The sequence below is a fragment of the Pseudomonas sp. 3A(2025) genome, assembly GCF_054589175.1.
Genome location: NZ_BAAILM010000008.1, coordinates 58,422 through 79,297 on the forward strand (window position 1 = coordinate 58,422; position 20,876 = coordinate 79,297).

A 20,876-nucleotide genomic window follows, 5' to 3' on the forward strand; every position below is an offset into this window, starting at 1 on the left:
CACAGCCACCAGTAATCCGAGAAGCTGCGGCGCACCAGCAGTTCCCAGGTGTCTTCGCTCGGGCGACGGATCACCAGTTGCGACTTGGCGAACACCGTGCCGACCGCCTTGCCCACCGGAAACTTGCTCGGGTGCACGTCGTAGCTGGTGGATTTTTGCAGCACGTCGCGTACATGCGGGCCGCTCAGTTCCAGCACCGACCAGCCGCCGCTGACGTTGACGATCGCGATGTGCAGGCCGTCCAGTGCTTCGCGCAGTTTGCGCTCGGCGTCGAACTCTTCGCCGCTCGGCACGATCAGCACCCACTCATCCGGGCCAAGCCATTGCAAGGAACGCTCGCCGTCGACCACAAGACCCAGCGCGCCTGGCAGCTCAAGGCCCAGGGCCTTGTGCACGCCGGCGGCAAATGCCGGATCATGGCCATCGCCACGCAGGGTCAGATGACCCAGCAGTTTTTTCTCGCGCAGCACCACACCCGGGTTGGTGTGGCCCTTGCCGACCAGCTTGTCGAAGCCTGCATGAAACAGCGGCGACTCGGCCTTGGCGCCGGTGGCTGGACGTTGTTGGTAGACGTTGACTGTAGTCATGACGCACCTGTAATCAATTCTGTTGTAGTGCCCAAACGTGATCCCGACGGGGCGGCCATACGGCCGGCCCCACGGGCATCAGGTCATTCCACGTTCTGCCGCTCGTTCTTCGGATCGATGAACACGGTCGAGACGATCTCGGCCTCGATCACCGTGCCGTCCGCCAGCGGTGCATAGACCTTCTCGCCCAGGCGGTTGATGCCGCCCTTGACCACGGCCAGGGCAAACGAATAGCCCAGCGAGTTGTGCGCGTAGCTGGAGGTCACGTGACCGACCATCTTCATCGGGATCTTCTGGTTCGGGTCGAACACCAGTTGCGCGCCTTCCGGCAGCCAGCGTTTCGGGTCCACAGGCTTGAGGCCGACCAGTTGCTTGCGCTGCTCGCGCACGCAGTCTTCACGGTTCATGCCGCGCCAGCCGATCCACGAGAACGGCTTGGTGCGGCCGACGCACCAACCCATGTTCAGGTCGTCGGGGGTCATCGAGGCGTCGGTGTCTTGCCCGACGATGATGAAGCCCTTCTCGGCACGCAGCACGTGCATGGTCTCGGTGCCGTACGGGGTCAGGTTGTACTTCTTGCCGGCCTCGGCAATTTTTTCCAGGACACCCATGGCGTAGTCGGCCTGAACGTTGACCTCGTACGACAGTTCGCCGGTGAACGAAATCCGGAAGATCCGCGCCGGCACGCCGGCCACATCGCCTTCTTTCCAGGTCATGAACGGGAACGCTTCGCGGCCCAGGTCGATGTCGGTCAGTTCGGACAACAGCTTGCGGCTGTTGGGGCCCGACAGGGTCATGGTCGCCCAGTGGTCGGTCACGGAGGTGAAGTACACCTTCAGTTCCGGCCACTCGGTCTGGTGGTACAGCTCCAGCCACTGCAATACGCGCGCCGCGCCGCCGGTGGTGGTGGTCATCACAAAGTGATTGTCGGCGACGCAGGCGGTCACGCCGTCGTCGAAGACCATGCCGTCTTCTTTACACATCAGGCCATAACGCGCCTTGCCCACGTCCAGCTTGGTCCAGGCGTTGGTGTAGATGCGGTTGAGGAATTCGCGCGAATCCGGGCCCTGAATGTCGATCTTGCCGAGGGTCGAGGCGTCGAGCAGGCCGACACTGTCGCGCACGGCCTTGCATTCGCGGGCCACGGCGGCGTGCAGGTCTTCACCGTTTTTCGGGAAGTACCACGGACGCTTCCACTGGCCGACGTCTTCGAATTCGGCGCCGTTGCGCACATGCCAGGCATGCAGCGCGGTGAAGCGCACCGGCTCGAAGATGTGCCCACAGTGCCGGCCTGCTACCGCGCCGAACGTGACCGGCGTGTAGTTGGGGCGGAACATGGTGGTGCCCATCTCGGGGATGGTGACGTTCAGCGAGCGGGCCGCGATGGCCAGACCGTTGACGTTGCCCAGCTTGCCCTGGTCAGTACCGAAGCCCAGCGCGGTGTAGCGTTTTACGTGCTCGACCGACTCGAAGCCTTCGCGGGTCGCCAGTTCGATGGCGGCCGCGGTGACGTCGTTTTGCAGGTCGACGAATTGCTTCGGTGCACGGGCAGTGCCTTTCTCGTGCGGCACCTGGAACAGCGCCACGGTCGGCTCTTCGGTGCGGTTGACCGCCTTTGGCAGTACGCCTTCAACGGCCTTGAAGCCGGTTTCGCTGGCGGCACGTACGCCACCTTCAAAACCGTCGGCCAGGGCATCGCCCAGGCTGTACACGCCGTTCACGCCGCCGACGCACACGCGTTTTTGCGGTGCTTCGCCGGGCACGAAGCCCAGAATGTCTTCACGCCAGATTGGCTTGCCGCCCAGGTGCGAGGCCAGGTGAACCACCGGGCTGTAGCCGCCGGAGCTGGCGATCAAATCGGCATCGAGCCATTCGCCGGGGCTGGTGACTTTCAGGCTTTTCAGGTCGATGGCCGCAACACGGGCACCGGTCACGCGCTTGCTGCCACGGGCTTCGATGACGGCGCTGGAGGTCAGGATGCGCAGGCCCTTGGCCCGTGCTTCTTCGACCAGCGAACCACGCGGGTTGTGGCGCGCATCGGCGATGGCAACCACTTGCAGACCGGCATCGAGCCAGTCCAGCGCCACGCGGTAGGCGTGGTCGTTGTTGGTCGACAGCACCAGTTTCTTGCCCGGCGACACGCCATAGCGGCGCACGTAGGTCGAGACCGCACCGGCGAGCATGTTGCCCGGAATGTCGTTGTTGGCGTAGACCAGCGGACGCTCGTGAGTACCGGTGGCCAGTACCACGCGGCCGGCACGCACACGGTGTACGCGATGACGAACCTGACCGATCGGCGCACGGTCACCGAGGTGATCGGTGAGGCGCTCGTGAATGGTCAGGAAGTTATGGTCGTGGTAGCCGTTGACCGTGGCGCGTGGCAACAGGATCACGTTATCCAGGCCCGCCAGTTCGGCGACGACGCTGGCAACCCAGTCGGTCGCCGGCTTGCCGTCCAGGCTTTCACGGGTGTCGAGCAGGCTGCCGCCGAACTCTTCCTGTTCGTCCGCCAGAATGACACGGGCACCGCTGCGACCGGCAGCCAGTGCGGCGGCCAGACCCGCAGGGCCAGAACCGACCACCAGCACATCGCAATGCTGGTTGTAGTTGTCGTAACGGTCCGGGTCGTTCTCGACCGGCGAGCGGCCAAGGCCGGCAGCCTTGCGGATGTACTTCTCGTAGGTCATCCAGAACGACTGTGGGTACATGAAGGTTTTGTAGTAGAAGCCCGGCGGCATCAGCTTGCCGCCGACCTTGCCGAGGATCCCCATCATGTCGGTGTTGACGTTCGGCCAGCCGTTGGTGCTGGTGGCGACCAGGCCGGTGTACAGCGCCTGCTGCGTGGCCCGCACGTTGGGAATCTGGGTGGCTTCGGTGGCGCCCAGTTGCAGCACCGCGTTGGGCTCTTCGGCGCCGGCAGCAAAGATGCCGCGTGGGCGCGAATACTTGAAGCTGCGACCGATCACGTCCACGCCGTTGGCGAGCAGCGCCGAGGCCAGGGAGTCACCGGCAAAGCCTTGATAGGTCTGACCGTTGAAGGTGAAGTGCAGCACCTTGCTCCGGTCGATACGGCCGCCATTGGGCAGTCGATTGCTCTGGCTCATACCTTGTCTCCCTCGGCCGTGAACTGTGGCTTGGCGCCAATCGGATAGGTTTCGAGAATTTCGTAGGTCACGGTGTTACGGGTGACGTTGAAGTACTGCCGGCAACCGGCGGCGTGGTCCCACAATTCGTGGTGGATGCCGCGCGGGTTGTCACGGAAAAACATGTACTCGCCCCACTCCTGGTCGGAGCAGGCGCCGGGGTCTAGCGGGCGTGGAATGTGCGCCTGGCCTGCGGCGTGGAATTCCTCTTCGCTGCGCAGCTCGCCACAGTGAGGACAGAAGATATAAAGCATGTTCGAAATCCCCGGATTTAGTGAGCGACAGCCGCAGCGCCGTGTTCGTCGATCAGCGCGCCGTTATGGAAGCGATCGATGGAGAACGGTGCAGCGAGTGGGTGCATTTCGCCTTTGGCCAGGCTTGCGGCAAACACGTTGCCCGAGCCTGGCGTGGCCTTGAAGCCGCCTGTACCCCAGCCGCAGTTGAAGAACATGTTCGGCACCGGCGTTTTGGAGATGATCGGGCAGGCGTCAGGGGTGGTGTCGACGATGCCGCCCCATTGGCGGTTCATGCGCACCCGCGACAGCACCGGGAACATCTCGACGATGGCCTGAATCGTGTGTTCGATGACCGGGTACGAACCGCGCTGGCCGTAGCCGACCCAGCTGTCGATACCGGCACCGATCACCAGGTCGCCCTTGTCGGACTGGCTGATGTAACCGTGTACGGCGTTGGACATGATCACGCTGTCGATGATCGGCTTGATCGGCTCGGACACCAGCGCTTGCAGCGGGTGCGATTCGACCGGCAGGCGGAAACCGGCCAGCTTGGCCATATGCCCGGAGTTACCGGCGGTGACCACACCGACGCGCTTGGCGCCGATGAAGCCCTTGGTGGTCTCGACACCGATGCACACGCCGTTCTGCTTGCGAAAGCCGATGACTTCGGTCTGCTGGATCAGGTCGACGCCCAGGGCGTCGGCGGCACGGGCAAAGCCCCAGGCCACGGCGTCGTGACGGGCCACGCCGCCACGGCGCTGGACGGTCGCGCCGAGGATTGGGTAACGGGTGTTCTTCGAGCAGTCGAGGTACGGAATCTCGCTGGCGACCTGTTCGGTGTTGAGCAGTTCGCCGTCCACGCCGTTGAGGCGGTTGGCGCTGACCCGACGCTCCGAATCACGGATGTCCTGCAGGGTGTGGCACAGGTTGTACACGCCGCGCTGGGAGAACATCACGTTGTAGTTCAGGTCCTGCGACAGGCCTTCCCACAGTTTCATGGCGTGCTCGTACAGGTGGGCCGATTCGTCCCACAGGTAGTTGGAGCGCACGATGGTGGTGTTACGGGCGGTGTTGCCGCCGCCCAGATAACCTTTCTCGATCACCGCCACGTTGGTGATGCCGTGCTCCTTGGCCAGGTAGTAAGCGGTGGCCAGGCCATGGCCGCCACCGCCGACGATGACCACGTCGTATACCTGTTTAGGCGTTGGCGTGCGCCACATGCGCTGCCAGTTTTCGTGGTGGCTGAAAGAGTGCTTGAGGAGGCCGAAGCCTGAGTAACGATTCATTGAGGCGACTCCTGACTCAGCGGTAAACCGGGAAATCGGCGCACAGGGCGGCCACATGGCTGGCGACATTGGCCTCGACATCGGCATCGCCGAGGTTGTCGAGGATGTCGCAGATCCAGCCGGCCAGCTCGATGCACTGGGCTTCCTTGAAGCCACGGGTGGTGACGGCCGGGGTGCCGATGCGCAGGCCCGAGGTCACGAACGGCGACTGCGGGTCGTTCGGTACGGCGTTCTTGTTGACGGTGATGTGCGCACGCCCCAGGGCGGCGTCGGCGTCTTTGCCGGTCAGGCCCTGACGAATCAGGCTGACCAGGAACAGGTGGTTGTCGGTACCGCCGGATACAACGTCGTAACCGCGGTCGATGAACACCTTGGCCATGGCCTGGGCGTTATTGATCACTTGTTGCTGGTAAACCTTGAAGCCTGGCTCCAGCGCCTCTTTGAAGCACACCGCCTTGCCGGCGATGACATGCATCAGCGGGCCGCCCTGGGCACCCGGGAATACGGCAGCGTTGAGCTTTTTCTCGATGGCTTCGTTGGCACGGGCCAGAATCAGGCCGCCGCGTGGACCGCGCAGGGTCTTGTGGGTAGTGGTGGTGACCACATCGGCGTACGGCAGCGGGTTCGGGTACAGACCGGCGGCGACCAGACCGGCCACGTGGGCCATGTCGACGAACAGCAAGGCACCGACTTTATCGGCGATCTCGCGAAAGCGCGGGAAGTCCAGGGTCTTGGAGTAGGCCGAGAAACCGGCAACGATCATTTTTGGCTGGTGCTCGACGGCCAGGCGCTCGACTTCGTCGTAGTTGATCAGGCCGGTGTCGTTGTCGATGCCGTACTGCACCGCGTTGTACAGCTTGCCCGAGGACGAAACTTTGGCGCCGTGGGTCAGGTGGCCGCCGTGGGCCAGGCTCATGCCCAGGATGGTGTCGCCGGTCTGCAGCAGGGCCAGGTAAACGGCAGAGTTGGCCGACGAGCCGGAGTGCGGTTGAACGTTGGCGTAGTCGGCACCGAACAACTGCTTGGCGCGGTCGATGGCCAGTTGCTCGACCTTGTCGACGTGCTCGCAGCCACCGTAGTAACGCTTGCCCGGGTAGCCTTCGGCGTATTTGTTGGTCAGGCCACTGCCCTGCGCCTGCATCACGCGCTTGCTGGTGTAGTTCTCAGACGCGATGAGTTCGATGTGATCTTCCTGACGCTGCTCTTCGGCATTGATCGCCGCCAGCAGCGCGTCATCGTAACCCTGGATCTGATCTTGTTTGCTGAACATCGCGTTCTCTCCAGCGGCGTCGCGGCGCCTTTCATTGTTGGTCAGGGCAGTGTTGAACCCTCTGGCTGCGATGGTAGGGCCGCAAGCGCCCGATCAGATGCCTGCGCACGCCACGCAAAGGCGCATTTACGACATGGACGGAACGACATGAAACCCGACGAATCGCGAAGGCTTCGCGTTTGCCGGCGCCAGACGGTAAAACGCCCGGTATATCGAGCCTTACGGCACTTGGCGAGGCGATCGGGCGGGCACTGAAAAGGGGATGTTTTGGCGGGATGAACCAGGGTTCGGAGCAATACGATGGCGTATTCAGACAAGTGACGGGCGGCGGCAAAGCGCCGCCCGTGTGCAGCAATCAGGCGCCCGGCTTGCCCGAGACCAGCCCATCGGCACGGAACATCGTACGAATGCCGCGCACCGCCTGGCGGATGCGGTCCTGATTCTCGATCAGGGCAAAGCGCACATGGTCGTCGCCGTATTCACCGAAACCGATGCCCGGCGACACGCAGACCTTGGCTTCGGCCAGCAGCTTCTTGGCGAACTCCAGCGAGCCCAGGTGCGCATACGCTTCGGGGATTTTCGCCCAGACATACATCGAAGCCTTGGGGTTCTCGACCATCCAGCCCAGCTCATGCAGGCCCTTGACCAGCACGTTGCGACGCTGGCGGTACTGCTCGGCGATGTCCAGCACGCACTGTTGGTCGCCTTCGAGTGCGGCGATGGCTGCCACCTGCAATGGCGTGAAGGTGCCGTAGTCGTGGTAGCTCTTGATCCGCGCCAGGGCGCCGACCAGCTCATGGTTACCGACCATGAAGCCGATCCGCCAGCCGGCCATGTTGTAGCTCTTGGACAGGGTGAAAAACTCCACCGCAATGTCCTTGGCGCCCGGCACCTGCATGATCGACGGTGCTTTCCAGCCGTCGTAGACGATGTCGGCATAGGCCAGGTCGTGAATCACCAGCACATCGTATTGCTTGGCCAGGGCCACCACGCGCTCGAAGAAATCCAGCTCGACGCACTGCGCGGTCGGGTTGGACGGGAAGCCCAGAATCATCATCTTCGGCTTGGGGATCGAGCCGCGAATGGCTTTTTCCAGCTCGGCAAAGAAGTCCACGCCCGGCACCAGCGGCACCGACCGCACCTGGGCGCCGGCAATCACGGCACCGTAGATGTGGATCGGGTAACTGGGGTTGGGCACCAGCACCGTGTCGCCCTGATCAAGGGTGGCAAGCATCAGGTGCGCCAGGCCCTCTTTGGAGCCGATGGTGACAATGGCTTCGCTTTCCGGGTCGATATCGACTTCGTAGCGTTTCTTGTACCAGTTGGAAATCGCCCGGCGCAGGCGCGGAATACCCTTGGAGGTGGAGTAACCGTGGGTGTCTTCGCGCTGGGCGACGGTGACCAGTTTCTCGACGATGTGCGGCGGCGTAGCCCCGTCGGGGTTGCCCATGCTCAGGTCGATAATGTCCTCACCACGACGGCGAGCGGCCATTTTCAGCTCGGCGGTGATGTTGAAGACGTAAGGGGGGAGTCGATCGATGCGCGCAAAGCGGCGCGGCAAACCTTGGTCAGCCATGAGAATCTCGCAGACGTAAGCGCCCGGAACCGTCCGAGCGACGTTGGCCACATGAGGCAGCCTGCGCGAACGATAAGGGCGTTGATGGCCATTTGTCTACAACGATTTTTCTGCGCGACATACGCCCGCCGGTGCCGCTGTCGTTTACAGCAAAGGTTGTCCCCGCCGCAGTCATTCAATAGGCTTGCGCGATTGTTTGTCCTCGCATTCGGCGAGTCGCTTAACGGAGAGTGCCCATGGGCTTGAACGATCAGTGGATGCAGCGTGACCTCGCGGTGCTGTGGCACCCCTGCACCCAGATGAAAGACCACGAACAACTGCCGTTGATTCCGATCCGCCGGGGCGAAGGCGTATGGCTCGAAGACTTCGAAGGCAAGCGCTACCTGGACGCGGTCAGCTCGTGGTGGGTCAATGTGTTCGGCCACGCCAACCCGCGCATCAACCAGCGCATCAAGGATCAGGTCGACCAGCTTGAACACGTGATCCTCGCAGGCTTCAGCCATCAGCCGGTGATCGAGCTGTCCGAACGCCTGGTCAAGCTGACCCCCGACGGCCTGACGCGTTGCTTCTATGCCGACAACGGCTCGTCGTGCATCGAAGTGGCGTTGAAGATGAGCTTTCACTACTGGCTCAATCGCGGCCAGCCGGGCAAGCAGCGCTTTGTCACCCTGACCAACAGCTACCATGGCGAAACCATGGCGGCGATGTCGGTGGGTGATGTGCCACTGTTCACCGAAACCTACAAGCCGCTGCTGATGGACACCCTCAAGGTGCCGAGCCCGGACTGCTTCCATCGCCCGGACGGGGTGAGCTGGGAAGAACACTCGCGCACGATGTTCCAGGCCATGGAGCAGACCCTGGCCGAGCACCACGCCAGTGTTGCGGCCGTCATCGTCGAGCCGCTGATTCAGGGCGCCGGCGGCATGCGCATGTACCACCCGGTGTACCTCAAACTGCTGCGCGAAGCCTGCGACCGTTACGGCGTGCACCTGATCCATGACGAAATCGCCGTGGGTTTTGGCCGCACCGGGACGATGTTCGCCTGCGAACAGGCCGGCATCCGCCCGGACTTCCTGTGCCTGTCCAAGGCCCTGACCGGTGGTTATCTGCCGCTGGCGGCGTGCCTGACCACCGACGAGGTGTACGACGCCTTCTACGACGACTACCCGACCCTGCGCGCCTTCTTGCATTCGCACAGCTACACCGGCAACCCTCTGGCCTGCGCCGCCGCCTTGGCGACCCTGGATATCTTCGAACAAGACAACGTGATCGAGGCCAACAAGGCCCTGGCGCAGCGCATGGCCAGCAGCACCGCGCACCTGGCCGACCACCCCAACGTCGCTGAAGTGCGCCAGACCGGCATGGCGCTGGCCATCGAAATGGTCAAGGACAAGAACAGCAAGACGCCTTACCCGTGGCAGGAACGCCGTGGCCTGAAAGTCTTCCAGCACGCCCTTGAACGCGGCGCCCTGCTGCGCCCGCTGGGCAACGTGGTGTACCTGCTGCCGCCGTACGTGATCACCGAAGAGCAGATCGACTTTCTTGCCGAGGTGGCCAGCGAAGGCATCGACATCGCCACGCGTGAAAGCGTCAGCGTGGCGGTGCGCGAGAATTTCCACCCCGATTTCCGCGATCCGGGCTAGACCACACACATCATCTTCACCAGAGACCACGCATGAGACTGTCCCGCTTCTTCATCGACGCCCCGCTGAGCCTGGGCGAACACACCTTGCCTGAGGCCCAGGCGCATTACATCGGCCGGGTGCTGCGCATGACCGAGGGCCAGGCCCTGCAGGTGTTCGACGGCTCAGGTCTTGAATACCGTGGCACCTTGCTGGAAGTCGGCAAAAAACAAGTGCGCGTGCAGCTCGACGAACAGTTTGCCGGCCAGGCGGAATCCACCTTGCGCATCCACCTGGGCCAGGGCCTGTCGCGGGGCGAGCGCATGGACTGGGCGATCCAGAAAGCCACCGAGCTGGGCGTGGCTGAGATCACCCCTATCGTCAGCGAGCGCTGCGAAGTGCGCCTCAAGGACGAGCGTGCGCAAAAACGCCAGGACCACTGGCAGCAAATCGCAATCAGCGCCTGCGAACAGTGCGGTCGCTCCGTGGTGCCGGTGATTCATCCGCCGCAGCCCTTGGCCGACTGGCTCAAGCAGACCGAAGCCGACCTGAAACTGGTCCTGCACCCGGTCGCCGAACCGCTGAGCAGCCATCCGCAACCGGCCAGCCTGGCCTTCCTGATCGGCCCCGAAGGCGGGCTGAGCGAGGCAGAAGTCGAGCAGGCCAAAACAGCCGGCTATCACGCCGCCCGCCTCGGCCCGCGCGTGCTGCGCACCGAAACCGCCCCGGTGGTGGCCCTGAGCGTGGCGCAACAACTGTGGGGCGATTTCTAGGGGCTATACCCCGCCCCCCCCCCGTAGGACCGACTTTAGTCGGGAACGCATACGCCGCCGTTTCGCGTCGTTCCCTTCGCGGCTAAAGCCGCTCCTACGAGGAACGCATACGCCGCCGTTTCGCGTCGTTCCCCTCCCGGATAAAGCCGCTTCTACGGGGGCGGGCCGAAGTTTGAAATCTTTTGCATCGCGTTGCTGCCACTTCTTTCGATGCAAGGCACTATCGTCCACCCTCCACTTTTCAGGAGGGCAATGGAATGCCTGTCCATCATCACGCACGTAATCTACGCACCGGTCGCCACTCCTGTACTGGGCAGATTTACCTGGTGACTTGCGCAGTACAGAATCGTGAACCGGTCTTTTTCGATCTATATATTGGCCGCCGGCTGGTGGCTGAAATGCGTTGCTTGCATGACACCGGTGTTGTGCAGTCGCTGGCCTGGGTCGTGATGCCCGATCACCTGCATTGGCTGTTTGAGTTGCGATCCGGATCACTGGGCCAAATGATGCAACAGCTCAAGGGCCGCAGCGCCTATGCGATCAACAAGGCTTCAGGCAGCAAGATATTGCGCTGGCAGAAGAGCTATCACGACCACGCTGCCAGAAGGGATGAGGATGTATCGGAGATGGCGCGCTATGTGATTGCCAATCCGATACGGGCTGGATTGGTAACGTGTGAAAGTGATTACCCGTTGTGGGATACGGTCTGGACGTAAGGCCGCTCGGGCAACGATCCCCGTAGGCCCCGTAGGACCGACTTCAGTCGGGAACAGACTCACCACATAATCCTGCGATGACACCATTCGCGGCTAAAGCACATACCCAATGATCGCCACAAAGTGCATCAGGCTGCCGGCGATCACGAACAGGTGCCAGATACCGTGCCAGTGGCGGATGTGGTCGAAGGCAAAGAAGATAATGCCGACGGTGTACATCACGCCACCGCCGGCCAGCCAGATAAAGCCCGCCGTGCCCAGGCTGGCGAGCAGCGGCTTGACCGCCACCAGCACGATCCAGCCCATCACCGCGTAGATCACCACCGACAGCACCCGCGCTTCGGAGCGTGGCTTGATCTCTTGCAGGATGCCGATCAGCGCCAGCGCCCAGACAATGCCGAACAGGCTCCAGCCCCACGGCCCGCGCAACGACACCAGACAAAACGGTGTATAGCTGCCGGCAATCATCAGGTAGATCGAAAAATGATCGACCTTGCGCATGATCGTTTTCGCCCGCCCACGTACGCTGTGGTAGACCGTCGAGGCGCTGTACAGCCCCATCAGGCACACGCCGTACACCGCCACGCTGACGATCTTCCAGATATCGTGCTGCAGACTCGCCAGCACCAGTAGCCAGACCGCACCGACGGCGGCCAGCAGCGTGCCGACCAGGTGCGACCATGCGTTGAATTTTTCTCCGTAGTACATCGGTTAACCGCCCTTTTGTTGCCGAAGGTTTACTATCGAACACTCCATTAAAAGCACGCCCACCAAAAGCGCCCGCCATGCAGATCGACGATGAATTGACCCTCAAGAAGCTCGAAACATTCCTGGCCTTCATGCGCACCGGCAATCTGAGCCGTGCGGCGGCCGAGTTGCAGACCAGCAATGTCAGCGTGCATCGCGCCATTCACTCGCTGGAAAGTGCGCTGCGTTGCCCGCTGTTCAAGCACGAAGGCCGTAACCTTACGCCACTCGAAAGCGCCTATGTGCTGGAAGAGCGTGCGCAGAAGCTGATTCAGGATGTCGTGACCACCGTAGAACTGACGCGTCAGGCGGCCGGTTTCTCGGCGGCACGTTTCAAGCTGGGGGCGTTGTATTCGCTGACCGTGCGCACCGTGCCACAGTTGATCATGGGCTTGAAGCTGCGCCGCAGCGAACTGAATATCGACCTGATCCTGGGCTCGAACATGGATCTGCTGTACAAGCTCAAGAACATGGAAGTCGACGCCATGCTGGTGTCGCTGGACGAGAACGTCAACGACCCGGACTGCGAGCATCTGCCGCTGTTCAGCGACGATATTTTTCTCGCCGTGCCGGTAGATTCGCCGTTTGCGCAGCACAGTGAAGTGGATTTGAGCGACCTGCGCGAAGAAACCTTCATCACCCTGACCCAAGGCTTCGCCACCCACCGTGACGGCGTGCGGGTGTTCAGCCAGGCAGGCTTCGAGCCCAAGGTGGCGATGCAGGTGAACGATATTTTTACCCTGCTGAGCATGGTCAGCTCAGGCGTCGGCTACGCGCTGCTGCCGGGGCGCATCGCCGCCGTATACGAAAACCGCGTGCGGCTGATCCCGCTGCAGGCGCGTTACCGCCTGCAGCAGGCCATCGGCATGGTGTTTCTCAAGTCCCGCGAACGCGACCCGAACCTGCTGGCCCTGGTCGCGGAATGCCGCATGTATGCATCGACACAAGCTGCAAGCGCCAAGCTATAAGCTGCAAGAACACCGCGATCCGCTTACAGCTTGCAGCTTGCAACTTAAAGCTGCTCTTAACCTAGGAAGGCGCGTACGGCGAAGTACAGCAGCGATGGCCCGAGCAGGCAACCCAGCGCGGTATAGAACGCCGCTGTGAGGCAACCATAAGGCACCAGCCTGGGATCGGTTGCCGCAAGACCACCGGCCACGCCGCTGGAGGTGCCCATCAATCCGCCGAAAATCACCGCACTGCGCGGATTGTTCAGACCAATGAACGGCGCCGCGAACGGGGTGGCTACCATGACCAGAATCGCCTTGATCAGCCCGGCCGCAATCGACAACGCCATCACCTCGGAGCTGGCACCAATCGCCGCACCGGTCACCGGGCCGACGATGTAAGTGACAGCCCCGGCGCCGATGGTGGTCAGGCTGACCGCATCGGTATAACCGAAGGCCAGGGCCACGCCGACTCCGGCAATGAACGATGTGCCAATGCCGACGAACAGCGAAAAAACCCCGACATACCCGGCGCGTTTCAGTTCGTTGACATTGACCCCGAACGCTGTCGCAACAATGGCGAAGTCACGCAACATCGCCCCACCGAGCAGACCGATGCCCGACAGTAATGGCAAATCAACGACACCTTTCTGGCCACCGGTCACGGCGCCGCCGATGTAGGCCAGAACAAGCCCCAGCAGAATCGCGATGGCCGAGCCATGCAGACGCCCCTTGGTGAAGGTGGCGGAGATCCAGTAAGAGACCCACATGGTAATTCCGATGACGGCAAAACCACCGACCAGGCCATAACCGTTGACGACTTTCATCATGGATTCATACATGGCGCTTACCCCGCAGTCTTGTTGGTAACAATCACTTCAGGGTCGGCACTTGCACTGCCCATACGGGTCAGCACCGGCACCAGCGCAAAGGCGACAACCACCGCCAGCGTGCCGGCAAGGATGGCCATGGGACCACCCTTGAGCGCGCCAAATACGTTTTGTTGAGCCGCCATCGCCACCACGATGGGGATATAGATCGCGCTCCAGAACTCGACGCCTTGTTCAGACTTGCCCGCCAGCAGGCCGCGCTTGTTCAGGTAACTGCCCAGGCCAATGAGCAGTACCATGGCAATACCGACGCCGCCGACATTGGCTGGGACGCCGATCAGTTTGCCCAGCACTTCACCGATGAAGATGCCGGCCAGGGTACAAAACGCAAGAAACGCTACACCGTAGATAATCATTATTGTTATTCCTTTTTTGCATTGCTGAAGTTGTTGTTTTTGTCCTTCGTAGCAGCTGCACTCGGTGTCTATGCCACCTCTACGGGTGACGGTTTTCCTCCTCGCGCGACAAGGCGACCAGACTGTCCAGGCGCGCGCCGTCATAGGCGATCACCGTTGCGTGTTGCAGAACCTTGCGGCCTAACCCTGTCAGTACCGAACCGGGTGGCAACTCGATTTGTAAGTGAACGCCGCGCTCATGCGCGGTTTCGACGGTGCTGCGCCAGTCGATGACCCGGCACATGTTGAACGCCAGGTCATCGCGCAGCTTGTCAGCGTTGTGAATCGGCCGCGCCGAGGTGCCGCTGAGGTAGCGCAGCCGGGGCGTGCGCACCTCGACGCTGGCAAACGCTTCGGCCAGCGCACGGGCCGGCGCGTCGAGCAATGCACAGTGCGACGGTACGCTGACTGCAAGGCGTTTTGCAGCGCTGGCGCCGGCCGCTTTGGCCAGTGTGGCGACCTGCTGCATGGCCGCTTCGCTGCCAGCGATGACCAGTTGCCGCTCGGCGTTGATATTGGCCAAAAAGACCGGCGTCTGCGGGCTGTTGACCTGCGACAGCAACCCTTCGACCTCGGGCAGTTCCAGGCCGAGGATCACGGTCATGCCGTAGCCTGCGGGATAGGCGTTTTGCATCAGCTCACCGCGCAAGGCGACCAGGCGCAAGGCATCGTCGAAGTCCAGCGCCTCGGCAATCACCGCTGCCGGGTAAGCGCCAATCGATAACCCGGCCACGAAATCCGTCGTACAGCCGCGCCGTTGCAAAACACGCGCAGCCGCCACGCCGGCGATCAACAGGCACAACTGCACCGCGCGGGTGTCGCTCAGGGCCTGCTCGCTGTCCAGGGCCAAGACGTCTTCGCCCAACACCGCGCTGGCGTGGTTCAAGGTGTCTATGACCTGCGGCTCACTGGCCAGGCGATGGAGCATGCCTGGCTGTTGCGCGCCCTGGCCGGGGAACACCCACAAGCGGCTCATGCGCAGGCCTCAAGGTGCTGCCACGGGTCGCTGAGCAACAGCGCCGCATGTGAGTTCTTGAGCAACACCTGCCGTGAGCTGCCCGCCCATTCCCGCAGCGCCAGCGCGCCATTGGGCAATTGCAACTGCACATCGATACGACACGCTGCGGTGTCGAGCGCGCTGACCAGATCAGCAGCCCAGGCCCGCGATACGCACACCGGAGTACGCACGATCAGGTCCAGGTCGCTGTCTTGATGCAAGGCCGCAACACCGCTGGCCAGCTCGAACCCGGCGCTACCGGCCACGCCCCAGACCAGACCCAGCGACGCCAGCACTGGGCGAACTTGCTCAAGGGCACGCAAGGCCGGCCAGTCACGGATACCCACAACGTCGATCAAGTCCTCCGGGCGCACCTGGCGCACAACAGCCGCACGCGGCATGCTCGCCGCATAGCGCTGTTCACGACGCGGTCCGCGAATACCCACCGCCACGCGATCAGCGCTCAGCACCTGACGCCGCACCACCACCGGCTGGCCGGCGCTGACCACCTCGACCACCCATTCGGGCGCATCGCCAGGCAACTCGGCCACGGTCATGCCGCTCAGCAGGTCATGAGGCAGCAATGTAGTCACGCCCATTGCTCGCGCAAACGCTGGCGCACCTGCGCCGACGCCGTCCGATGCCGCGCACCGAGCCGGCCACTGAGATCACGACCGCTGCGCTGGATATCGGCGATGGCGGCGCTCAGCACCTGGCGCACCTGGCTCAGGTCCTGTTCCTGCGGCTGCTCGATCTGGCTGACCGTGAGGGTTTCCCACAGCAGGCCGAGGCTGGCATAGCTGTCGATGTCGTACGCCATAGGCGGGATGCTGGCAGCGAGTTTTTCCAGTTCATCGACGCTGCGCTGGGTCACCCGTGCAGCAGAAGCCTTGCCCATGGCATGGACCATCACGCCCGGATCGCGCAGGGCGATCAAGCGGTTGGCCTGGTAACCGTGGGCCAGAAATGCCCCCGACATCGCCTTGCCGACCAGCAGGCCGATCACCGGATGCCCGGCCAGCCGGGCGCGGGCATAGCTGTCCACCGCACCGGCCAATGCCTGATGAATACCCAAGGCTTCTTCACGGCGACCATAGGCCTGGCTGGGCACATCGATGATCGCGATCAGCGCACGCTTGTGTTCGCTGTCGCGGTCCAGTTCGATGGCCTGATCAACCGCCTTGGCCAGGCCCCAGCCTTCCAGCAGCCCGACCTCGCCTTCACGGGCACGCGGGAAAGGGTTATCGGCATCAGGAACCACGGCGATAAAACGCACCGCCTGTTCACCCAGTGTCGTGTCTGTTGCCCGCACCGACACCGGTAAACCGTCCACCGCCTGGCCCTGCGCACCCAGCGCGTCAAGCCAGTTCACACCACGTTGCGAAGCGCTCATGAGCGGGCTCCTTGATAAAGAGTGCGTACGGTCTGCGCATCGATCTGTGGCGCCGTGTCGAGTTGCACCAGACGCTGCAAATACTCGGCGTACTGACCGCTGCGATGGCTGGCCGGCACGCCTTGTTCAAGCCAGCCGGCGACCTGCTGACGAATGTCGCTAACGTCATCGGCGGCAAAGCCGTCTACCAGCGCGCTGGCAAAGCGCTGCTCGCCACCGGTCAGGCTCCAGATGAATGGCCGGTCGCGTGAGTCGTACTCTTCGATGCCGGCTTCCTGCTCGATCACCTGCGGACCATTCAGGCCCAGGCGGGCTTCGCGGGTCACCAGCAGATAGCTGCATAATCCTGCGGCAATCGACATGCCGCCAAAGCAGCCGACGCTGCCGGCAATCACGCCGATCACCGGCTGGTACTGGCGCAAATCGACAATCGCCGCCTGAATCTCGGCAATCGCCGCCAGCCCCAGGTTGGCTTCCTGCAAGCGCACGCCGCCGGTTTCCAGCAGCAGAATCGCAGCGGTCGGAATGCCGTTGCGGTTGTCTTCGGCGGCCAGTTCCAGGGCGCCGGCCATCTTCGCGCCGCCGACCTCGCCCATGCTGCCGCCCTGGAATGCGCCCTCGATGGCGGCAATGACAACGGGCCGGCCATTGACCGTGCCCTTGGCAACCACGACGCCGTCATCGGCCTGCGGCACCACGCCTTGCTGGCTGAGCCACGGCGAAATCAGCCGCTCGAAGGGGTCGATCAATTCACGAAAGCTGCCGGCGTCGAGCAAGGCCTTGGCACGCTGGCGGGCGCCCAATTCGATGAAGCTGTGCTGCTGGAGCAAACGCGCGGTATCAGTCATGGCCAACCTCCTCGAAGCCTTGTTCCAGACGCAGGCGCACCACCCCCGGCGTGGCGCCGAAGTCATGGATATCGATGTTCAGTGCTTGCGGCGTCTGACCGTCGAACATCCGTTCGAACAGGTGCTGCCAACGCGCACTGGCGCCATTGACCGAGGTCACCACGCGGATCGACAGCTTGCCCGGCAGGCCCGGTTCCAGCAGCACTTCCAGGTCGCCGGAGCCGACACAACCGACCAGCGCACGGCCGCGCGGCGGTTGCCCGGCGGGGAATTCGAATGACAGGGTTTCCATGGTCACAAACTCCGTGAAGGATGGCCGAGCGCAGGCTCCAGGCCATCGATGAACAGGCAGGCGGCAAGCAGATCGGCCGCCCCGCCCGGTGAGGCATTCAGGCCGGTGAGTTGCCGGTCCAGCGCTTGCAACTGACGACGCCCGGCAAGACTGGCGCTGCCACCGGCATCCAGCACCCGCTGGGCGCCGTGCTGCATGGCGTGCAAGCCTTCGATGCCGGCGCGGTACAGCACGCAGGTGTCGGTGAGTGAGGTCATGATCGCCAGCAAGGCATCGAGCCGGGCGTTCTGCTCGCCACTGCCGGCGGCGCGGCTGCGCTGCAACTGCACCAGGGCGTATTGGGTGACCGCCGGAAAACCCTGCTGCGCCTGTTCGCGAGCGCCTTGGGCGCCGTAACGCCGGGCGACTTCACGGCCATGGCTGGCAACCGCAGGCAGGGCCTGACGATCATCGATCAACGCCAGGCGCGCCGCCCGCAGGCACACGCTGGCAGGCGTCAGGTCTTCTGGGGCCAGCGCCACCGCCGCGACCAGCAGACCCAAGGCCCATATCGCACCGCGATGGGTGTTGACGCCGCCGGTGACGCGCAGCATCTCGGCTTCGCCTTCGCGCCCCAGCCGGCCAAGGGCTTCGCGCAGCGACTGGCCAACTTCGCCCTGCTCAACGGCCGCTTCGGCCATTTGCTTGAAGGCCGGCCACAGCGACAACGCCGAAGCGTGCATCAGGCCCAAGTGCATATCACGGTGCGCGCCGCCGCTGCGCCGGTCGACCAGCGCAGGCTTTGGCGACAGCTCGGCTTCGTCGATCAGCGCCTCGACGGCCAGATCGGCCAGTTGATCGGCCAGTGACAGGTCGGGTACAGGACGTTTGAGTGCACTCATCACCAGCTCCTGAATTTGGCGGGCGGGTTGTACAGGCCGCCGGACCACTCGACCAGATCGGCAATGCTCTTGGCCGCCAACAATTCACGGCTGGCATCGGTACGCCGAATGCCGAGGTCTTCGGGCAGCGCAATCAGCCCTTCGCGACGCAGGCGGGCGGTTTCTTTCGGGTCATGGCGCAGGCCGATGGCGGTGACGCCGGCCACCGCCGCGATCATCGCGCGGCGCTCTTCGAGGCTGCGGGCCTTGTACAGGTAGGCGATGCCTTCTTCGGTAAGCAAGTGGGTCACGTCGTCGCCGTAGACCATGATCGGCGCCAGCGGCATGCCGCTTTTCTTCGCCACTTCGATGGCATCCAGGGTGTCGACAAACGTGGGTTTTCCGCCTTCCTGGAAGGTTTCGACCATCTGCACCACCAGCTTCTTGCCGCGTTCCAGATACGCCGCCGGGCCATCGCTGTCGCCGGTGCGCATGTCCAGCCAGGCCGGTGTGCTGTGGCGCCGACCGCGCGGGTCATGGCCCATGTTCGGCGCGCCACCGAAACCGGCCAGGCGGCCACGGGTCACAGTGGAGGAATGACCGTCGCCGTCGACTTGCAGCGTGGCGCCGATAAACAGGTCCACCGCGTACTGTCCGGCCAGTTGGCACAATTGCCGGTTGGAGCGCAGCGAGCCGTCGCGGCCGGTGAAGAACACATCCGGACGCGCCGCGATGTAGTTCTCCATGCCCAGCTCGGTGCCGAAGCAATGCACGCTCTCGACCCAGCCGCTTTCAATCGCCGGGATCAGGGTCGGGTGCGGATTGAGCGTCCAGTTGCGGCAGATCTTGCCCTTCAGGCCCAGCGATTCGCCGTAGGTCGGCAAAATCAACTCGATGGCGGCGGTGTTGAAGCCGATGCCGTGGTTGAGCGACTGAACATTGTGTTTTTCGTAGATGCCGCGGATCGCCATCATCGCCATCAACACGTGTACCGGCTTGATATGGCGAGGGTCGCGGGTGAACAACGGCTCGATGTAGAACGGCTTGTCGGCGACCACCACAAAATCGACCCACGAGGCCGGGATATCCACCCGTGGCAGCTCGCTGACGTCGTCGACCAACTGGTTGACCTGGACGATGACAATACCGTCGCTGAACGCCGCCGGCTCGATCAACGCCGGGCTGTCTTCAGTGCTGGGGCCGGTGTAGATATTGCCGGCGCGATCAGCCATGAAACCTGCCGACAGCACGACGTTGGGGATCAGGTCCACCACCAGCCGCGCATAAAGTTCGATGTAGGTATGAATGGCGCCGACTTCGAGCAGCCCGTCTTCGAGCAACTGGCTGATGCGCAGGCTCTGGGTGCCGGCAAACGAGAAATCCAGCTTGCGGGCGATGCCGCGTTCAAACAGGTCCAGGTGCTCGGAGCGCCCGACGCTGGGCATGATCATGTGCAGGTCGTGGACCTTGCCAGGATCGACCTTGACCAGCGAGCGCGAGAGAAAGTCGGCCTGCTTCTGGTTATTGCCCTCCAGCACCACCCGGTCGCCAGCGACCAGCAATGCTTCAAGCGCGGCGACGATGTTCTCGGTGGGGATCACCACACCATCGGCCAACGGCCTGACCTGGTCCAGCCGCCGCTGCTTCTCGCTGCGCCGCCGCGACCAGCGCGCGTCGAGGTTATTTGTAGTTGTCATGGTCACTCCACGAGATTCGCTGTCGTGGGTCACCTTAGAAGCTGGGGGGCGGGGTATCAATCAAGGTCGGCGTGGGATTGTTACGGTCAGGGTAATGAATGAATCGTATCAATCCCACCGCACTTGATACCGCGTACTGCGCCCGCCTCCCGGCAGTTTTTCCAGACAGCCCTTGTCCAGCAGATCACTCAGGTGCCGGGTTGCCGTGGCTTTGCTGACTTTGGCCACGCTCTGGTATTGCGCGGCGCTGATGCCGTTTTCAAAGCTCGGCTTGTCGCCCAGCAGATCGCCGACCCGGATGTGCCGCGACACAAGCGACTCCTGGCTGACGAACAGTAATCGATGCCAGTGCAGTACCCGTTCAAGATCCAGCCCGGCTTGCCAGTGCCGGGTGGCATCGAGCATCAGTTCGGCCAGACCTTCACTGCGCGGGCTGACGCGCTGGTGGTCTTCCAGCCCCAGTCGCCGCGCCAGAGAGGAACGCACCGAACTGACATTGAGTGGCTTACCTTCAATGGCCGACGAGGTGATGATGTTCTGCAACAAGTGTAGGACCGACTTTAGTCGGGAACGGTAGTGCGCCATTCCCGACTAAAGTCGG

21 protein-coding genes are annotated in these 20,876 nt (G+C 63.0%); 4 read left to right on the forward strand and 17 right to left on the reverse strand.

Annotation, left to right across the window (positions count from 1 at the left end; all coding sequences use genetic code 11):
- From ACYP2A_RS02380 to alaC, 6 genes are all read right to left on the reverse strand, one after another.
- Nucleotides 1-587, reverse strand: a 587-nt coding sequence (locus ACYP2A_RS02380; RefSeq protein WP_459742413.1) for a sarcosine oxidase subunit gamma, incomplete at its 3' end; no start/stop codon positions are given.
- Nucleotides 588-670: 83 nt separating this feature from the next.
- A complete protein-coding gene (locus tag ACYP2A_RS02385; RefSeq protein WP_459742415.1) occupies nt 671-3,691 on the reverse strand; it encodes a sarcosine oxidase subunit alpha in 3,021 nt (1,006 codons plus the stop codon).
- Complete coding sequence (locus tag ACYP2A_RS02390) at nt 3,688-3,984, reverse strand: sarcosine oxidase subunit delta (RefSeq protein WP_459742417.1); 297 nt, start codon at nt 3,982-3,984, stop codon at nt 3,688-3,690. Before ACYP2A_RS02390 ends, ACYP2A_RS02385 begins: the two co-directional genes overlap by 4 nt.
- A 17-nt stretch (nt 3,985-4,001) precedes the next feature.
- Entirely contained in the window at nt 4,002-5,252 is a 1,251-nt protein-coding gene (locus ACYP2A_RS02395) for a sarcosine oxidase subunit beta family protein (protein ID WP_459742418.1), read from the reverse strand.
- 16 nt (nt 5,253-5,268) lie between these two features.
- Nucleotides 5,269-6,522 carry a serine hydroxymethyltransferase gene (gene glyA / locus ACYP2A_RS02400; RefSeq protein ID WP_459742420.1) on the reverse strand — a complete coding sequence of 418 codons (1,254 nt, stop codon included), beginning with the start codon at nt 6,520-6,522 and terminating at the stop codon, nt 5,269-5,271.
- Nucleotides 6,523-6,877: 355 nt separating this feature from the next.
- The gene (alaC, locus tag ACYP2A_RS02405; RefSeq protein ID WP_459742422.1) at nt 6,878-8,098 is read right to left on the reverse strand and encodes an alanine transaminase; all 1,221 of its coding nucleotides are present in this window, start codon (nt 8,096-8,098) and stop codon (nt 6,878-6,880) included.
- Nucleotides 8,099-8,334: 236 nt separating this feature from the next.
- On the opposite strand from alaC, the gene ACYP2A_RS02410 reads away from it, so the two are divergent.
- The 3 genes from ACYP2A_RS02410 (at nt 8,335) to ACYP2A_RS02420 (ending at nt 11,209) form a co-directional block, all read left to right on the forward strand.
- Entirely contained in the window at nt 8,335-9,741 is a 1,407-nt protein-coding gene (locus ACYP2A_RS02410) for an adenosylmethionine--8-amino-7-oxononanoate transaminase (RefSeq protein WP_459742424.1), read from the forward strand.
- Between the two features lie 32 nt (nt 9,742-9,773).
- Nucleotides 9,774-10,493 carry a 16S rRNA (uracil(1498)-N(3))-methyltransferase gene (locus tag ACYP2A_RS02415; RefSeq protein ID WP_459742425.1) on the forward strand — a complete coding sequence of 240 codons (720 nt, stop codon included), beginning with the start codon at nt 9,774-9,776 and terminating at the stop codon, nt 10,491-10,493.
- Nucleotides 10,494-10,750: 257 nt separating this feature from the next.
- Nucleotides 10,751-11,209 (forward strand): REP-associated tyrosine transposase, encoded by a 459-nt coding sequence (locus ACYP2A_RS02420; RefSeq protein WP_459742427.1) that lies wholly within the window; start codon nt 10,751-10,753, stop codon nt 11,207-11,209.
- A 93-nt stretch (nt 11,210-11,302) separates the two neighbouring features.
- On the opposite strand, the gene trhA is transcribed toward ACYP2A_RS02420, so the two are convergent.
- A complete protein-coding gene (gene trhA, locus ACYP2A_RS02425) occupies nt 11,303-11,917 on the reverse strand; it encodes a PAQR family membrane homeostasis protein TrhA (RefSeq protein ID WP_459742429.1) in 615 nt (204 codons plus the stop codon).
- A 77-nt stretch (nt 11,918-11,994) separates the two neighbouring features.
- On the opposite strand from trhA, the gene ACYP2A_RS02430 reads away from it, so the two are divergent.
- Nucleotides 11,995-12,924, forward strand: a complete 930-nt coding sequence (locus tag ACYP2A_RS02430) for a LysR family transcriptional regulator (protein ID WP_459742431.1) — start codon at nt 11,995-11,997, stop codon at nt 12,922-12,924.
- A gap of 56 nt (nt 12,925-12,980) precedes the next feature.
- Here the strand turns inward: ACYP2A_RS02430 and madM are convergent, their stop codons facing one another.
- The 10 genes from madM to ACYP2A_RS02480 all read right to left on the reverse strand — a co-directional run bounded on the left by madM (nt 12,981) and on the right by ACYP2A_RS02480 (nt 20,860).
- A complete protein-coding gene (gene madM, locus ACYP2A_RS02435) occupies nt 12,981-13,745 on the reverse strand; it encodes a malonate transporter subunit MadM (RefSeq protein ID WP_459742433.1) in 765 nt (254 codons plus the stop codon).
- A gap of 5 nt (nt 13,746-13,750) precedes the next feature.
- Nucleotides 13,751-14,149, reverse strand: a complete 399-nt coding sequence (gene madL / locus ACYP2A_RS02440) for a malonate transporter subunit MadL (protein ID WP_459742435.1) — start codon at nt 14,147-14,149, stop codon at nt 13,751-13,753.
- Nucleotides 14,150-14,228: 79 nt separating this feature from the next.
- On the reverse strand, nt 14,229-15,164 hold the full coding sequence (gene mdcH, locus ACYP2A_RS02445; protein WP_459742437.1) for a malonate decarboxylase subunit epsilon: 936 nt from the start codon (nt 15,162-15,164) through the stop codon (nt 14,229-14,231).
- The gene (locus tag ACYP2A_RS02450; protein ID WP_459742439.1) at nt 15,161-15,778 is read right to left on the reverse strand and encodes a malonate decarboxylase holo-ACP synthase; all 618 of its coding nucleotides are present in this window, start codon (nt 15,776-15,778) and stop codon (nt 15,161-15,163) included. Before ACYP2A_RS02450 ends, mdcH begins: the two co-directional genes overlap by 4 nt.
- Complete coding sequence (mdcE, locus tag ACYP2A_RS02455) at nt 15,775-16,578, reverse strand: biotin-independent malonate decarboxylase subunit gamma (RefSeq protein WP_459742441.1); 804 nt, start codon at nt 16,576-16,578, stop codon at nt 15,775-15,777. Before mdcE ends, ACYP2A_RS02450 begins: the two co-directional genes overlap by 4 nt.
- Nucleotides 16,575-17,426, reverse strand: coding sequence for a biotin-independent malonate decarboxylase subunit beta (locus ACYP2A_RS02460; protein WP_459742442.1), 852 nt, complete (start codon nt 17,424-17,426; stop codon nt 16,575-16,577). Before ACYP2A_RS02460 ends, mdcE begins: the two co-directional genes overlap by 4 nt.
- The gene (locus ACYP2A_RS02465; RefSeq protein ID WP_459742444.1) at nt 17,419-17,718 is read right to left on the reverse strand and encodes a malonate decarboxylase subunit delta; all 300 of its coding nucleotides are present in this window, start codon (nt 17,716-17,718) and stop codon (nt 17,419-17,421) included. The genes ACYP2A_RS02460 and ACYP2A_RS02465 overlap by 8 nt, the downstream gene beginning before the upstream one ends.
- A 2-nt stretch (nt 17,719-17,720) precedes the next feature.
- Nucleotides 17,721-18,599: a triphosphoribosyl-dephospho-CoA synthase gene (locus ACYP2A_RS02470; protein WP_459742446.1), complete on the reverse strand. Its 879-nt coding sequence runs from the start codon at nt 18,597-18,599 to the stop codon at nt 17,721-17,723.
- Nucleotides 18,599-20,275: a malonate decarboxylase subunit alpha gene (gene mdcA, locus ACYP2A_RS02475; protein ID WP_459742447.1), complete on the reverse strand. Its 1,677-nt coding sequence runs from the start codon at nt 20,273-20,275 to the stop codon at nt 18,599-18,601. Before mdcA ends, ACYP2A_RS02470 begins: the two co-directional genes overlap by 1 nt.
- 108 nt (nt 20,276-20,383) lie before the next feature.
- Nucleotides 20,384-20,860, reverse strand: a complete 477-nt coding sequence (locus ACYP2A_RS02480) for a DUF4172 domain-containing protein (RefSeq protein ID WP_459742448.1) — start codon at nt 20,858-20,860, stop codon at nt 20,384-20,386.
- Between the last annotated feature and the right edge of the window lie 16 nt (nt 20,861-20,876).

Excerpts from the sequence above, each read along its gene's own strand:
- ACYP2A_RS02460 (WP_459742442.1), bottom strand. The coding sequence starts at position 17,426 with ATGACTGATACCGCGCGTTTGCTCCAGCAGCACAGCTTCATCGAATTG.
- trhA (WP_459742429.1), bottom strand. The coding sequence starts at position 11,917 with ATGTACTACGGAGAAAAATTCAACGCATGGTCGCACCTGGTCGGCACG.
- mdcA (WP_459742447.1), bottom strand. The coding sequence starts at position 20,275 with ATGACAACTACAAATAACCTCGACGCGCGCTGGTCGCGGCGGCGCAGC.
- glyA (WP_459742420.1), bottom strand. The coding sequence starts at position 6,522 with ATGTTCAGCAAACAAGATCAGATCCAGGGTTACGATGACGCGCTGCTG.
- ACYP2A_RS02480 (WP_459742448.1), bottom strand. The coding sequence starts at position 20,860 with ATGGCGCACTACCGTTCCCGACTAAAGTCGGTCCTACACTTGTTGCAG.
- ACYP2A_RS02430 (WP_459742431.1), top strand. The coding sequence starts at position 11,995 with ATGCAGATCGACGATGAATTGACCCTCAAGAAGCTCGAAACATTCCTG.
- ACYP2A_RS02465 (WP_459742444.1), bottom strand. The coding sequence starts at position 17,718 with ATGGAAACCCTGTCATTCGAATTCCCCGCCGGGCAACCGCCGCGCGGC.
- madM (WP_459742433.1), bottom strand. The coding sequence starts at position 13,745 with ATGTATGAATCCATGATGAAAGTCGTCAACGGTTATGGCCTGGTCGGT.
- ACYP2A_RS02390 (WP_459742417.1), bottom strand. The coding sequence starts at position 3,984 with ATGCTTTATATCTTCTGTCCTCACTGTGGCGAGCTGCGCAGCGAAGAG.
- madL (WP_459742435.1), bottom strand. The coding sequence starts at position 14,149 with ATGATTATCTACGGTGTAGCGTTTCTTGCGTTTTGTACCCTGGCCGGC.
- ACYP2A_RS02470 (WP_459742446.1), bottom strand. The coding sequence starts at position 18,599 with ATGAGTGCACTCAAACGTCCTGTACCCGACCTGTCACTGGCCGATCAA.
- ACYP2A_RS02420 (WP_459742427.1), top strand. The coding sequence starts at position 10,751 with ATGCCTGTCCATCATCACGCACGTAATCTACGCACCGGTCGCCACTCC.
- ACYP2A_RS02410 (WP_459742424.1), top strand. The coding sequence starts at position 8,335 with ATGGGCTTGAACGATCAGTGGATGCAGCGTGACCTCGCGGTGCTGTGG.
- mdcH (WP_459742437.1), bottom strand. The coding sequence starts at position 15,164 with ATGAGCCGCTTGTGGGTGTTCCCCGGCCAGGGCGCGCAACAGCCAGGC.
- alaC (WP_459742422.1), bottom strand. The coding sequence starts at position 8,098 with ATGGCTGACCAAGGTTTGCCGCGCCGCTTTGCGCGCATCGATCGACTC.
- mdcE (WP_459742441.1), bottom strand. The coding sequence starts at position 16,578 with ATGAGCGCTTCGCAACGTGGTGTGAACTGGCTTGACGCGCTGGGTGCG.
- ACYP2A_RS02395 (WP_459742418.1), bottom strand. The coding sequence starts at position 5,252 with ATGAATCGTTACTCAGGCTTCGGCCTCCTCAAGCACTCTTTCAGCCAC.
- ACYP2A_RS02415 (WP_459742425.1), top strand. The coding sequence starts at position 9,774 with ATGAGACTGTCCCGCTTCTTCATCGACGCCCCGCTGAGCCTGGGCGAA.
- ACYP2A_RS02385 (WP_459742415.1), bottom strand. The coding sequence starts at position 3,691 with ATGAGCCAGAGCAATCGACTGCCCAATGGCGGCCGTATCGACCGGAGC.